The sequence below is a fragment of the Pleomorphomonas sp. T1.2MG-36 genome, from assembly GCF_950100655.1.
GTDB lineage: Bacteria > Pseudomonadota > Alphaproteobacteria > Rhizobiales > Pleomorphomonadaceae > Pleomorphomonas.
In genome coordinates this window covers 1-13,380 of record NZ_CATNLY010000002.1, presented here as the reverse complement: position 1 = coordinate 13,380, position 13,380 = coordinate 1, and the positions used below count along the sequence as shown (strand labels likewise).

The 13,380-nt window shown below is 61.4% G+C and carries 13 protein-coding genes; 5 read left to right on the top strand and 8 right to left on the bottom strand.

Translation table 11 applies throughout. The annotated features are described in order from the left end of the window. Window positions 1–182 precede the first annotated feature (182 nt). Window positions 183–785, top strand: coding sequence for a LysE family translocator (locus tag QQZ18_RS05675; protein WP_284538945.1), 603 nt, complete (start codon window positions 183–185; stop codon window positions 783–785). 6 nt (window positions 786–791) lie between these two features. On the opposite strand, the gene QQZ18_RS05670 is transcribed toward QQZ18_RS05675, so the two are convergent. Beyond that, a complete protein-coding gene (locus QQZ18_RS05670) occupies window positions 792–1,076 on the bottom strand; it encodes a hypothetical protein (protein ID WP_284538942.1) in 285 nt (94 codons plus the stop codon). 312 nt (window positions 1,077–1,388) lie between these two features. Between QQZ18_RS05670 and QQZ18_RS05665 the strand changes: the two genes are divergently transcribed. Beyond that, on the top strand, window positions 1,389–1,868 hold the full coding sequence (locus QQZ18_RS05665) for a hypothetical protein (RefSeq protein ID WP_284538939.1): 480 nt from the start codon (window positions 1,389–1,391) through the stop codon (window positions 1,866–1,868). Between the two features lie 447 nt (window positions 1,869–2,315). Here the strand turns inward: QQZ18_RS05665 and QQZ18_RS05660 are convergent, their stop codons facing one another. Together QQZ18_RS05660 and QQZ18_RS05655 are read right to left on the bottom strand one after the other, a co-directional pair. Then, entirely contained in the window at window positions 2,316–3,329 is a 1,014-nt protein-coding gene (locus QQZ18_RS05660; protein WP_284538937.1) for an aldo/keto reductase, read from the bottom strand. A gap of 120 nt (window positions 3,330–3,449) precedes the next feature. Further along, on the bottom strand, window positions 3,450–5,888 hold the full coding sequence (locus QQZ18_RS05655) for an SIR2 family protein (protein WP_284538934.1): 2,439 nt from the start codon (window positions 5,886–5,888) through the stop codon (window positions 3,450–3,452). Window positions 5,889–6,475: 587 nt separating this feature from the next. On the opposite strand from QQZ18_RS05655, the gene QQZ18_RS05650 reads away from it, so the two are divergent. Together QQZ18_RS05650 and QQZ18_RS05645 are read left to right on the top strand one after the other, a co-directional pair. Then, window positions 6,476–6,706, top strand: a complete 231-nt coding sequence (locus QQZ18_RS05650; protein ID WP_446728613.1) for an antitoxin MazE family protein — start codon at window positions 6,476–6,478, stop codon at window positions 6,704–6,706. After that, entirely contained in the window at window positions 6,691–7,035 is a 345-nt protein-coding gene (locus tag QQZ18_RS05645) for a type II toxin-antitoxin system PemK/MazF family toxin (RefSeq protein WP_284538929.1), read from the top strand. The genes QQZ18_RS05650 and QQZ18_RS05645 overlap by 16 nt, the downstream gene beginning before the upstream one ends. A gap of 1 nt (window position 7,036) precedes the next feature. Here QQZ18_RS05645 and QQZ18_RS05640 read toward each other — a convergent pair whose 3' ends face one another. Further along, window positions 7,037–7,774 (bottom strand): EAL domain-containing protein, encoded by a 738-nt coding sequence (locus QQZ18_RS05640; RefSeq protein ID WP_284538927.1) that lies wholly within the window; start codon window positions 7,772–7,774, stop codon window positions 7,037–7,039. 218 nt (window positions 7,775–7,992) lie between these two features. On the opposite strand from QQZ18_RS05640, the gene QQZ18_RS05635 reads away from it, so the two are divergent. Then, the gene (locus QQZ18_RS05635) at window positions 7,993–8,376 is read left to right on the top strand and encodes a DUF2147 domain-containing protein (protein WP_284538925.1); all 384 of its coding nucleotides are present in this window, start codon (window positions 7,993–7,995) and stop codon (window positions 8,374–8,376) included. Between the two features lie 33 nt (window positions 8,377–8,409). Here the strand turns inward: QQZ18_RS05635 and QQZ18_RS05630 are convergent, their stop codons facing one another. The 4 genes from QQZ18_RS05630 to QQZ18_RS05615 form a co-directional block, all read right to left on the bottom strand. Then, on the bottom strand, window positions 8,410–10,092 hold the full coding sequence (locus QQZ18_RS05630) for a methyl-accepting chemotaxis protein (protein ID WP_284538923.1): 1,683 nt from the start codon (window positions 10,090–10,092) through the stop codon (window positions 8,410–8,412). A 611-nt stretch (window positions 10,093–10,703) separates the two neighbouring features. After that, window positions 10,704–11,360, bottom strand: a complete 657-nt coding sequence (locus QQZ18_RS05625; RefSeq protein ID WP_284538921.1) for a hypothetical protein — start codon at window positions 11,358–11,360, stop codon at window positions 10,704–10,706. 154 nt (window positions 11,361–11,514) lie between these two features. After that, on the bottom strand, window positions 11,515–12,492 hold the full coding sequence (locus tag QQZ18_RS05620) for a zinc-binding dehydrogenase (RefSeq protein WP_284538919.1): 978 nt from the start codon (window positions 12,490–12,492) through the stop codon (window positions 11,515–11,517). 23 nt (window positions 12,493–12,515) lie between these two features. Continuing rightward, entirely contained in the window at window positions 12,516–12,944 is a 429-nt protein-coding gene (locus QQZ18_RS05615) for a PACE efflux transporter (RefSeq protein WP_284538917.1), read from the bottom strand. Window positions 12,945–13,380: the final 436 nt, after the last annotated feature.

The window sequence follows — 13,380 nt, the reverse complement described above, 5'->3', positions numbered from 1 at the left end:
GCTGGCCGCCAGCTTCAAGACGCGTCCGCTTGATCCGGACTCATCCGGTTCAAAACGGGCAGCTCAAGCGGGTTTCGGCCTGACCGGCCGGCGCCCGGTCGGGCGCTTCCGCTTCCGTCAGCTTCCGCCCGGAAGGTCGAAACCAGACGGAAACGGTGTGACTTCAACCCCAGGGTGACCTCGTGACGCTCGACCTGATCCTCGCTTTTACGGCCTATGCCTTCGTGACCTCCATCACCCCCGGCCCGAACAACACCATGCTGCTGTCCTCGGGCGCCACCTTCGGCTTCGGCCCCACCGTGCCGCACATCCTCGGCGTCAACCTCGGCTTCTCGGTGATGGTGCTGGCGGTCGGCCTCGGGGCGGGCGGCGTGTTCGTCGCCGTGCCGGTGCTGCACGAGGCGCTGCGTTACATCGGGGCGGCCTACCTCCTCTACCTCGCCTGGCGGATCGCCCGCTCGGGCGGCGTCAACGGCGCGGGCGGACGGGCGGCGCCGATGACCTTCCTGCAAGCGGCGGCGTTCCAGTGGGTCAACCCCAAGACCTGGATCATGGCCATCGGCGCGATCACCGCCTACACGCCCGAGAACGGCTATTTCCTCAACATGCTGGTGGTCACCGCCGTCTTCACGCTGGTCAACGGCCCCTGCGTCGCCGCCTGGGCGGGCTTCGGCACGCTTCTGAAGCGCGTCCTCGACCGCCCGGCGCTGCTCCGGGCCTTCAACGTCGCCATGGCGCTGCTGCTGGTCGCCTCGCTCTACCCGATCCTGACCATGGAGGGGTGAGGCGCCCTATCGCGCCGCCGGGTTGAGCGAATAGGTGCCGATGGCCTCGCCCTCGACCAGCACGTGGACGGCGAGCGCCGCCTCCAGCGCCGGGCCGTCGAAGGCGCCGGTGAGTCCAAGCGTGGGGGTGTCCAGCGCATAGATGCGGACGGTGTAGCGGTGCGGCCGGGCGTCGTTCATCGGCGGACAGGGGCCGTCGTAGCCGCCGTAGGTGCCGGCCATGTCGGCGTTGCCGGGGAAGAAGCCGGTGAAGACGTTGGCCCCGCGCAGGCCGTGCGGCGTCTCACCCACCCCCGGAGTAAAGGCCCCCGGAGGCCCTGGAGATATCTTTTACCGCGCTGTTTCAGACTTGTTCAACAAGCCTGTGGAGGCACGACGCCCTTCCGGAGAGCAGAATCTAGCGAAGCCATTCAATCCGGGACGGGACTGCGACGGAAACTGTAAAACTTGTCCTCCCAACAGAATTTGGCAACATACCGGTATCGACCATGGCTCAACGAACGGTGTTCACTATCATGGGATATTCTGGAGCCAGGATAAGAGTACCTGTATGTGCGACCGTCGCCGTGTAGACGGCGCGACACCCGATAGCATGAGATGAACATGTGCAAAGATATAAACACTCAAATGGAGAGTTTTCGTCTCGCTAGCCGGGAGTTGTTTAATAACTACTTTTTGCCCATCTGCCGAACGAATGACGTCGTTAGCTGGGATTTAACGGAAGGATATTCCAGAATTCGATCTTTGCTCTTTCGAGCACTTGTAACAACTCAAGTCGAGACGGCACTTGAGGAATATGGAGATGTTCAGAAAAAATTGCGAGTAGTTTTGCGTGAGGGAATAGATCAAGCGCCAGCCCTGATCAACCGAGATATTAGTTCTGGATATTGGGATCACCCAATAGATAAAATTGATAGAACCGTAGACCTGAGATACGAGCAGTTTTTTGATTGGGACCAGTTCGAGCAAATGGATAATAGATATGTTATGGCTGTCATCGATTCTTGGCCTACCTATCCAGAGGCCAAAAGCAAGCGAGTCCTGATTGACTGGATGTATGTGAAATTCGATTTGGAGAAATAGTGATTGACATCCGCCAACTATAGCCTAGGTGTCCAGATGATGCTTTAGGTGGTCAGGATTGGGCCGTTGCGCTGGCGGTCAACTCTACCATCATGATGAAAACACGGCCGGCTATGGTGCGCGTGCGTATGGCTTTGCATCAGGGAGCCACTTCTGAAGAAACTTGGAACTCCTCCCCTCGCCGTGAGGGAGAGGCGGATGGACAGGTGAAGGATGGGACAACCAACCAACACTCCGTCTACCCCCGCCCTGTCGGGAGGGCTCATACCGTTTCCTTCGGGTTTCGACCCTTCGGGTGGCCCCTGACGGAGACGGAAGCGTCCGACCGGGCGCTGGCCGGTCCGGCCGAAACCCGCTTGAGCCGGATGAATCCGGATCAAGCGGAATGCGCATAAGGTCCCCACAGTCCGCCGAAGCTCTTTTCAGAGACGGTGGCGGGCTCTGGTATCAGGCTCCGGCCACGATCTCCTTCAGGCGGGCCATGGCGTCGGCCGAGAGCCGGCCCTGCCACACCGCCTCGACGTTGTCGCGGATCTGCGCCGCCGAGGTGAAGCCGGGGATGGGGATGGTCCGCTCGGAGGCGCCGAGCACCCAGGCCAGCGCGCCTTGCGGCATGCTCCTGTCATCGGCGGTCAGCAGGGGCGCGATCTTCTCGAGGATGGCGAGATAGTCCTCGTTGGCGGCGCCGGCCTTGAAATACTTCAGCCATGGCACCGAGCTGGCGCGCACGTCGGTGCCGGTCAGCGTGGCCTTGCGGCCGTACTTGCCGCTGAGCAGGCCCATGGCAAGCGGCATGCGGGCCAGGGAATAGAGGCCGCGCGCCTCGACCAGGGCCAGCATCTCCGGCGCGGTGTCGAACACGTTGAGGTCGTGCTCCACCACCTTGAAGCCGGGGTAGTCGGCGACGGCGGAGACGAGGCGCGGGTGGTCCGAGCTCCAGCCATAGCATGTCATCAGCCCCTCGGCCCGCATCGCCTCCAGCGTGTCGAAGATCGGGCGCGCGACGTCGAGGGCGAGTTCGTTGTGGTGCAGAATCACCGCGTCGACCGACGACCGGCCGAGCCGCGTCAGCGACCCTTCGACGCCCCGGCGGATGCCGGCGGGGCTGAGGTCGTCGGGCTCCATGACGCGGGTGACGGGATCGCCGATGTAGCCGCACTTGGTGACGATGACGGCGTCGTCCTTGTCCTTCAGCGCCTCGCCCAGGATCAGCTCGGCGTTGCCGGCGCCATAGGCGGCGGCCGTGTCGAAGATGCGCACGCCGAGATCATGGGCGAGGCGGATGCCGGCGATGGCGTCGTCGCGCGACACCGAGCCGTAGCTCGACGGCCCGCTCGGCCAGATCATCATGCCGCCGGCCGCCCATGTGCCGAGGCCGATGCGCGGCACCACGGCGCCGTTCCAGAGCCGGATGGTCTCCACGGGGTGGGTTTGGGTGAGCGTGTCTTCGTTCGACGGCATGGCAAATCTCCCTGTTTGCCCTGCCGACATAAACGCAGGAGTGAAGCGATTTAAGCGTGCAGAAATGAAAGACGGGGTGCAGGGATGAAGGATGGGGGAGGCTAGTTGGGCAAAACCAACTCAACTTAGCTCCTTAACTGCCCCGGCAAGGCGGTTTCGAAGCTCAGCTAGATTCCTGAAACGATCCGGGTGTCTGAATCTCGCAATACTGCGAATCGCCGTTTCGATGGACTTCTTCAGCGAAGTCCTTTGATCAGTTGTAAGGCCGTGAGAATATCTATCAACAATTTCCGCGTAAATTCGCATTACGGAGAGCGGATGATAAAGGTCGTCATTTTTGCGCGCTAACACTGACTGCAACAATGCTATGGCCTCCCTCTCACGGCTGCCGTCTAAACTTACGCCTTCCTCTCTCGACTGTGTTAGTAATACTCGGGCTTTATGGTTGTCTATTTGATAGGTGTCCCAGTTAACGCGACGGCGTGCAAGACCATAAGCGGTATCAATAAACCGGAATGAAATATCAAAGTGTTTCTCGTTCATTGTGCATATAGACCGTTGCACCCAGAATAATGGATCTTCGGCGGCGAAAGATAGGGATCGGCACTCGTCATAGAATCTCTCAACCGCAGCATTCTCACGATCACCCTTGATAATTCTTCCGTAAACGGAGAATTTTAAGAGTCCTTTTGCCATCATTACGAGATCGTATTCATCTATAAAATACTTATTGATGTATGTAATTCCGGATTTGACAACATCTAGAATGGTTTCTATGTTAAATACATGTTTTAGAATGAACTCTGCGAGCGCTGGTGATCTAATGCTTAGGTCGCCCTCGTCAATTCTGACGAGATGTCCTAGTTCGTGTTCATTTAGTGACGCGCGTATATCTTCATGAGCGCCGGGGTAATCCAGTAAGTTGGAAAGAAGCCAAATTTGGGAAAGGTCTTGATACCCTGCATGAGTCAATACGGCGCCAAAGATGATGAGATCCCGAACCCCTTTCTCGAGTTTTTGGATGTTGGTAAGAAGTTCTTCGACCTTAGTGTGGAGGGCCCCGGTTTCGTAGAGACTCAGAACGATATCTCGGAGTTGGCCGCTACAAGTACGCTCAATGAAAGCTAGTTTCTCTGATTGGGAGAGATCAGCGTACTTCCCAAGTAGCCCATTGACCGATAAGTAATCGACCATGCGCTGTGTTTCTTCTCGTGTCGGAGTGTCAAGATCTATGTCGACTGTGGTTACGTTCGCTAGTCTGGATTTAACCGACGATGCCGAGGTGTCAAGGAAGCCAGTTCGAACTGTGGCTAAGATAGTGATGTTGTTCTTTTTGAGTTCCAGTATAGATATAGGAAGCTTGGGGAAGCGCATAATATCATCGAATATTATTAACGCTTGATCATCCATGGACTCAAGATAGGCGAGAACTTCTCCAATGTTATCTGGCTCGCGTTGCACCTTTAATATGCGATAGTTTTTCTGCGAGTACAAATAACCAATTTGAAAAGCGAAAACTGTTTTTCCGTTTCCAATGTCCCCATTTACAAGTATAGGCATAGCGCTGGAAGCATTGTTACCCGCTCGGTTGTATGCATTCCGGCTGCGCGATATTGTATATGCCTTGGGTTCTGCGGAAATGTCTGCATTGGATAGTTTTCCCAGATCTGGCATCCCTGAGATAAGTAGGCGTTCGATATCTATTGCTGACACTGGAGCCTGCACCTTTGGCGTAAAGAATAGCTCCTGCAGTGATGTAGGAAGTACCGCATATGACCTGATAGGAACTCCTGGTCGCTTTGTTCCCAAGTGGGACGCAAGTGCGGCAAGTCCGATCGGGTGCGGGGTTCCAAACTTTTTAAGGCGCGTGAGGGTTGGGCGTTTCGTATCAAGGCTTGTAATGAAGTGTATTTTCTTCATGACCTCTGGCGGCATTGCTCCTATTAATCTTCGAATATCTATATCAGTGAGAGAGAAACCGACAAATATTACATTTGATGAAGACAGTATATCATTGTAAAATGCACGTATCCAGGGCGACTTTAAGAATGGGGAATTGTCTCTTTGCCGTTCTGTTAGGAGGAAAGATTTTGCAAACTCTCTCTCAGATGCCTTCATTATGTTCCCATAGATATGAAGTACCTGCGTAGTCGCTTGTAGCGTTGGGCTTACCGGTTCGCTTATGTCGTGTGTAGTATACGGTTTTCTATTTGTAGTAAGAATTGTCTCGACAACGTCATCGTAGTTCGTGGTGTAAATTCTTTTCCAAGGCTGTACAACAATTGTTTCTTGATCTGAGGTGTATGATTTTGTTCTAAAATTTGAGTGAAGTGCGGAAATTGTGTCATCGTTGCCGCGTATACTTTGAAATTCCTCTGCTGCTGTATCTAGGTCGTAATCGGCTGTAGAGGTTATTCCAACTTCATTTAAAAGATAAGTGACTAGCGAGGATACGTCTTTAATACTGTCGTTATTGATATTTGTCGCTTCCGCGGAAAAGCCAGCTCCGAGGAACAAGATGGAGGTTCCTGATTCGATTGTGGAGATTGCGGGTAGCATTATTGTATCCAGGTCTAGAAGAGAGTCTGGATTAGGTTATCGCGTAAAACTTGCATGGCATAGAGGTGGTGTTGTATTTGTTGCCGAATATGTATTAACGCTAAGTGCGACTGGGCAGGTATCGATAGGCGGGATGACTGCGACCGTTCAGCTCGGATGAGAGTTTTCGTGTACCAGAGCCGGACGGGTATTGTTCAAGGCCCACACCCCCACCTCCTCGAACACCGGCTTGCCGAAGTAATACCCCTGGACAGATACGCCCCCATCCCCCTCAGCGTGTAGAACTCCGCCTCCGTCTCCACCCCCTCGCAGAGGGCGGTGATGCCGAGGTCGGCGAGCATGGCGAGGGTGTGGGCGACGATGGCGTGGCGGGCGGGGGTGGTGTCGATGTTGCGGATGGGGTCAGGTCGGGCTGGAGCGGAACAGCGGGCCGTCAGCCTGTCTTGAGACTCTACCGGGGTAGGCATCGCTGGCATTCGTCTACTCGGCTTTGGCGCCTCTGGTGCTCACGTATCGCGGTTGTCGGGCCGGTTTCTCGTGACATTCTCCTTGGCATACCGTAACATGTTACGGAAGAGGTGGAGATCATGCCGAGAGCCACGAACGAACCAGTGCCGCCGCCGAAGCGCATGGCGAACTATCGCCAGCGGATGCGCGCTGCCGGGCTGCGCCCTGTTCAAATCTGGGTACCGGATACGCGCTCGCCAGCCTTTGCCGAGATTTGCAGGCGGCAGGCGCGCGCCGTTGCTGCGAGCGATCCGGCGGGCGATGACGTGATGCGCTTCATTGAGGACGCTTACGAATGGCCGGAGCCGTGATGCAGCGCGGCCAGTTCGTTCTGATTGACGTGCAGGGCGATTATGGCAAGCCGCGCCCTGCCTTGGTCGTACAGAGCGACCTGTTTGCCGAGTTGCCGTCGGTTGTCGTCTGCCCCCTCACGACAACTCTTCGCGCCGACGCCGATCAGTTCCGTATCGACGTGCAGCCCTCGCCGTCGAACGGGCTGCGCCAGGCATCGCAAATCACCATAGACAAGATTGTCGCCGTTCCCGTTGCCAAGGTTGGCGCGGTCGTCGGCCAGGCGGACGACGCCCTCATGCTCCGCGTCAACAGGGCCTTGGCGGTGTTCTTGGGCATTGTCGGGTGATTTACCCCCAGGCACCCACCCCCTCGAACACCGGCTTGCCAAAGTAGTACCCCTGGAACAGGTGCGCGCCCATTCCCCTCAGCGTGTCGAACTCGGCTTCCGTTTCCACGCCCTCGCAGAGGGCGGTGATGCCGAGGTCGGCGAGCATGGCGAGGGTGTGAGCGACGATGGCGCGGCGGGCGGGGTTGGTGTCGATGTTGCGGATGAGGTCCATGTCGAGTTTGACGATGTCGGGCTGGAACTTCGCCAGCAGGCTGAGGCCGGCGTAGCCGGCGCCGAAGTCGTCGATGGCGGTCTTGAAGCCGATCTCGCGGTAGGTGGTGAGGATGCGCAGGAGGTGGGCGGTGTCGAGCGGCTCGTTCTCGGTGAACTCGAAGATGATGTTGTCGGGCGGGAAGCCGACGCGGCCGGCGGTTTCCAGCGTCTGCCGGATGCAGGCGCGCGGCTCGTAGACGGCGTTGGGCAGGAAGTTGATGGACAGCTTGGTGTCGCCGCCGGCCGGGAACAGGCGCGAGGCCAGCTCGATGGCCTTGACGCGGCATTGCTGGTCGAACCAGTAGCGGTTGTCGGCATCCACCTTCGAGAGGATGCTGCCGGCGCCTTCGCCGGCCGTGCCGCGCACCAGCGCCTCGTGGCCGAAGATCGTGCCGGCGCGGGTGTCGACGATGGGCTGGAAGGCCATGGAAAAGGCGAGCGGGAACCCGCTGTCGCGCCGGCACCCCTGACATCCCGTCTGCATGGCGGCCCCTCCGTGTCGCTCATCATTAGCCCGGGCGGGGTTACGGCGGCGTAAAGCCGGGCCAGGCGTCGGGCCACGCCCGCCCTTGCCGTCGTCGTTCCGGTCAAAATTTGGAGGAAACGGCGGCGGACTGAACCGTTTGCCCGTCGTTTGCGTATTTCTCTCCTGAGACCATCCGGCGCCGGGGCGCCGGCCAACGACAGGAGAGGAGAAGACCCATGACGTCACGCGTCCTGATCGCCATGCTCGCATCCCTCACGGCGGCGCCCGCGCTGGCCGCTTCCGACGCCACGCTGTTCGGCCTGTGGGCGCGCGGCGACGGCAAGGCCAAGGTGAAGGTGGAGCGCTGCGGCGACAACATCTGCGCCACCAACACCTGGGTGCGTGAGGGCACCAAGGGCGAGAAGGCCGGCGACGTGCTGGTGATGTCGGTCAAGCCCGACGACGGCGGCAGCTGGTCGGGCACCGCCTTCGACCGCCAGCGCGACCTGACCTATCGCATGACGCTGAAGGTGGGCGAGATGCGGATGACCACCGAGGGCTGCGTGCTGGCCGGCGTCATCTGCAAGGAGATGGCCTGGACGCGCCTCGCCAGCGAATGAGCGGCGAGGCGGTCCGCTACAGGTCCCGCGCGATCAGCCGGCGCGCAGGGTGGTGACGAAGTTGCAGACTTCCTTCTGAAGGGTCGACGACTGGCCGTTCAGCGTGGCCGACAGCGTCATCAACTGCGTCGAGGCGGCGCCGGTCATTTCGGCGGCGGTGCTGACGCCCGAGATGTTATTGGTCACGTCGGTGGTGCCGGTGGCGGCGAGCTGGGTGTTGCGGGCGATCTCGTTGGTCGCCGCGCCCTGTTCCTCGACGGCGCTGGCAATGGCCGCCGACGAACTCTGGATGCTGGTCACCGTGCGCACGATGCGCGAGATCGCCTCCACCGTGTTGCCGGTGGCGCCCTGGATCTCGGTGATCTTGCGGCCGATCTGGTCGGTGGCCTTGGCCGTCTGGTCGGCCAGCTGCTTCACTTCCGATGCCACCACGGCAAAGCCCTTGCCGGCCTCGCCGGCCCGCGCCGCTTCTATGGTGGCGTTGAGCGCCAGAAGGTTGGTCTGGGCGGCGATGTTGGAGATCAGCACCACCACCTCGCCGATCTGCTGGGCGGCCTGCGACAGCGTCTGCACGTTGTGGGCGCTGGTCTCCGCCTCGACCGCCGCATCGCGGGCGATGGAGGACGACTGGCTCACCTGCTTGGAGATCTCCTGGATGGAGGTCGACAGCTCCTCGGCGCCGGCGGCGACGGTCTGCACGTTGCCGGCCGCCTCCTCGGCGGCGCCGGCCACCGCCTGCGCCTGCCGCGCGGTTTCCTCGGCCGTGGCCGAAAGGTTCTTGGCGGCGTCCGCCACTTCGGCCGACGACTTGGCGAAGGCCTCGGCCAGCGTGCCCATCCGGGATTCGAAGGCGTCGGCGATCTCGTTGCGGGCGCGGATCAGGGCCTCGCGGTTCTTCGCCTCGCTGTCGATGGCCTGTTGGCGCAGCCGCTCGGTTTCGGCCAAGCTGTCGCGGAAACTCGACAGCGCGTCGGCGATCATGCCCACCTCGTCCTTGCGCTTGAGGTAGGGCACCTCGGTGGCCAGCTCGCCGGCGGCGATGGCCTTCATGCGCATGGTGATGGTCTTGATCGGCGTGGAAATGGTGCCGTTGAGCACGAGGACGCCGAGGGCGGCGAAGGCCACCATCAGCACGCCGCCGGCGATAATCGACCAGGTGATGGAGGAAAAGGCGTTGTCGCGCGCCTTGGCGCGGTCGCCCAGCAGGCCTTCCTCGGCGCCCTTCAACTCCTTGACGACGGCGCGGATGCCATCCATCGACGTCTTGCCGGCGCCGTTGCGCTCGAGGTCGCGGGCCGCCTCGCGGGTGGCTTCGGAGCCCATCAGGCCGATGCCCTTCTCGGCGACATTGGTGCGCCAGGCGTCGGCGGCGGCGGCGATCTGGTCGAGCCGGCCCTGCTGGGTCGGGTTGTCGGCCGTCAGCGTCCTGAGCTGCTGGAAGGCTGCCTGAAAGTTGGTGTGGCCGGACGTGTAGGGGCCGAGGTTGTCGTCCTTGCCGGTGATGAGGTAGCCGCGAAAGCCGGTCTCCTGGTCCACCATGGCCGCCTGCATGGCGTCGGCCTGCTGCAGCACCTTGTACGTGTGGTCCGTCCAGCCGTCGGCCTGTTCGAGCGCCTGCTTGTTGGTGAATATGTAGACGTTCAGCGCGACGGAAATCAGGATCATCGCCGCGAACGCCGCCAGCAATTTGTAGGCGATCGACATGTTGCTCAGCATTTCATCTTCGTCCTTCTTAGGTTCCGACGAAAGATCGACTTCGAAAAGGCATGGACGAGCGTTCGCGGAGTGGCCCTTCGCGTGCGCAGTCCAGTCGGATGTCTCAGATTGCATTCGGTTCCCGGCCGTCGGCCGCTCCGGATTGGGCGGTCGGCAGGGTCGGGGGCGCCCTACGTGCGGTCGACAAAGGGGCGCTTCACACCAGAGCGTGTGTCGAAGCGGAAAGCTTACTGTTCGGCGGCGAATTTGCTGCCCGCATGGTTAACGGGACATTAATGGAATGGTTTCTGAACGCCTCGCGGCAAGTATTCGCGGCGTATTCGGTGATGTTATTGATGTTAATAGTTATCTATGGTGCGAGGTGATTTGTGGATTATCCGACTGAAAAATAAGTTGAAATTTCTCAGCTCCATTATTTCTCGCGAATTATGCGTATGCGAGAAGCGAAGCCTACCTACAACTTTTACGGAGGGTGGCGGTCGCGCCAAGTAAATTTGCGTCGGCTCATTTTGCAAGCGGCGGGCGGGGCCTCGGGAGCCGCTTCCGCCGGGTGGCGGTGTCGAATCACGGTTGTCGTGCCGGGGCGGCGCAACGCGTGGGCGGTTGGCCGGTTATCTGGCCAGCGCCGTCAGCTCGTCGTTCTCGTGCACGAAGCGGCCCGGCTCCTGCCGGCCGATGAGGGCGACGATGGCGTCGGCCACCGTTTCGGCGTGGATGCCGGCGTAGCGGCTGAACGGGCCGATCATCACCGGCGCCAGGGCTTCGAACATGCGCTGGCCGAAGGCCTCCATCGGCCGCCGTTCGCGACGCTGGCCGATCAGCATGCCGGGATGGATCAGGTCCACCCGGGCAAAGCCGAGGTGGGTGACCGTCTGCTCGATGGCGCCCTTGGTGCGCAGGTAGAAGCCGGGGCCGCCGGCGCCGACCGAGGTGACCAGGATGAACTGGTGCGCGCCGAGCGCCCGCGCCCCCTGCGCCACCGCCTGCACGTAATCGTGGTCGACGCGGAACATGGCGTCTTCCGAGCCGGCGGCGCGGATGGTGGTGCCGAGGCAGGAGATGCCGACGTCGATGCCCTCGGGCGCCAGCGGGCCGAGCAGGGCGGCGGGCGCCATGGTCAGCCGTTCGAAATCCACCTCGTGGCCGCCGGCCGGCGAGCCGGGGCGGACCAGGCTGGTGACGCTGGCGTCGAGGCGCGCGGCGAGGCGGCTGCGCACCAGACTGCCGACCAGCCCGGTGCCGCCGGCAAGAAGCACGCGTCGGATCATCGATGCCTCCCTGCGATCATCGCCGCCCGCGCCGGGCGGAGCGCCATGGGGTCGAGCCATCATCCGGCCGGCGCTGAGCGGGGCGGCCGCCGGATGGTGCCTCGGGTGGAACGGGCGCCTTGCGCCTGTCCGACGTCGTCGGAGCGAGCGGCGCTCAGGGCCGCAACAGAACCTTGCCGATCTTGCCCGGGGCTTGCGAGGCGAGCACGGCGTCCTTGATCCGGTCGAGCCCGAAGACGGCCTCCACCGGCAGCTTGAGTTCGCCCGAGGCCACCAGCCGCATCAGCTCGCCGATCAGCGCGGCGCGCTTTTCCGGCGCCATGTCGGCGCTGACCTTGGCGCCCCAGAAGCCCTTGACCACGGCCTGCTTGAAGATGGTGGCGCCCGAGGGGATGCGCATCGGCTCGCCGGCCATGCTGCCGAAGGAGACGAGCAGGCCGTTGTCGCCGAGGAGGTGCATCAGGTCGCCGCTGGCGTCGCCGCCGATGGAATCGACCGCCGCGCGGATCGGCGCGCCGCTGGTGATCTCGGTGACGCGCTCCTTCCAGCCGGGCGAGGCGGTGGAGACGGCGTTGGCGATGCCGAGGCTTTCGAGCTCGCCGACACCCTGGTCGCGGCGGACGAGGTTGACGACGTGGATGCCGCGCGCGGCGGCCAGCATGGCCAGCGTCTTGCCGACGGCGCCGTTGGCGGTGTTCTGGATCACCCAGTCGCCGGTGTCGACGCCGAGGAAATCGAGGAGCGTGATGGCGCTGAAGGGCATGGCGATCAGCTGGGCGGCGGCCTCGTCGGCAATGGCCTCGGGCAGCGGCACCAGCGATTTCGCCGGGGCGAGGAAATATTCGGCCCAGGTCTCGTGAACGCCGGCCGCCGCCACGCGCGTGCCGGTGGTGATGCCGGTGACGCCGGGGCCGAGCGCGTCGACGATGCCCACCGCCTCGGTGCCGCCGATGGCCGGCAGCGCCGGCTTGTAGCCATACTGGCCGCGCACCGTCCAGAGATCGTGGTTATGGATGGGCGAGAGGATCGTCCTGATCCGCACCTCGCCGGCCTTGGGCTCGGGCAGGGGGGCGTCGGCGGGCGTCAGAACCTCGGCCGGTTCGCCGAAGGTGCGGTGAAGTGCGCTCAGCATGGGTCATGTCCTCGTGACGTGGGTCAGGCCTGGGTCTGCCACTCGGCCAGCGGAAAAAGCCGATCATACGCCCAATTGAACACGAAGGCGTAGGCCATGTAGAAGGCCGCGAAGGAGATGTCCATCATCAGCGCCTGCCACAGCGTTATGCCGAGGTAGAAGGCGATGAAGGGCATCAGCACGGCCAGAAGCCCCGCCTCGAACAGGATGGCGTGGAACACCCGCATCGCCGTGCCCTTGGCGGTGTTGCCGCGCGCGGCGCGAAGGCCGAGATCGAACAGGTAGTTGTAGACAAGGTTCCACAGCGTCGCCACCACGGCGATGATGGCGCTGAGCACGCCGATGTCCAGCATCGGCTGGCTGAACGCCAGCGCCCCCAGCGGCGTGACGAGCGCCAGCCCGATGATCTCGAAGCTGACGACATGACGAATACGATCGGGCAAAGAACGCATGCAACCTCCTGCTGCCGGCTGACGGGGGAGGTCGCCCTCGGTTGGACGGGGAAGATACAGAGGGATGCGGTGGGGCGCAACGTTGGGGAGGGGGCGACCGGGGGGGAGGGCGATGCGGTGGATGGGGTCGCGATCGGCTTATCCCCCTGTTCCCTCTATATAAATCGTCATCCTTGCGCAGGCGAGGACCTCGGGCCGGAAGGGGCGCGAGGTTGATATCGGGCGCCCTGTTTTATGGAGTTTGATATGGGCCGCAGCGCCATCTCGTCCTGAGGTCCTCGCCTTCGCGAGGATGACAGGAGAATTATATATACCCCGACTCCGTAGAATCCCGGCAAATAGCTGGGAAGGCTTGCGGAATAGGTTCTGATGGATTCTGATTGCGGGATGATCAGAGGCCAATTCCTGACCGCTTCAGAACGCCAGCATTTGCTAT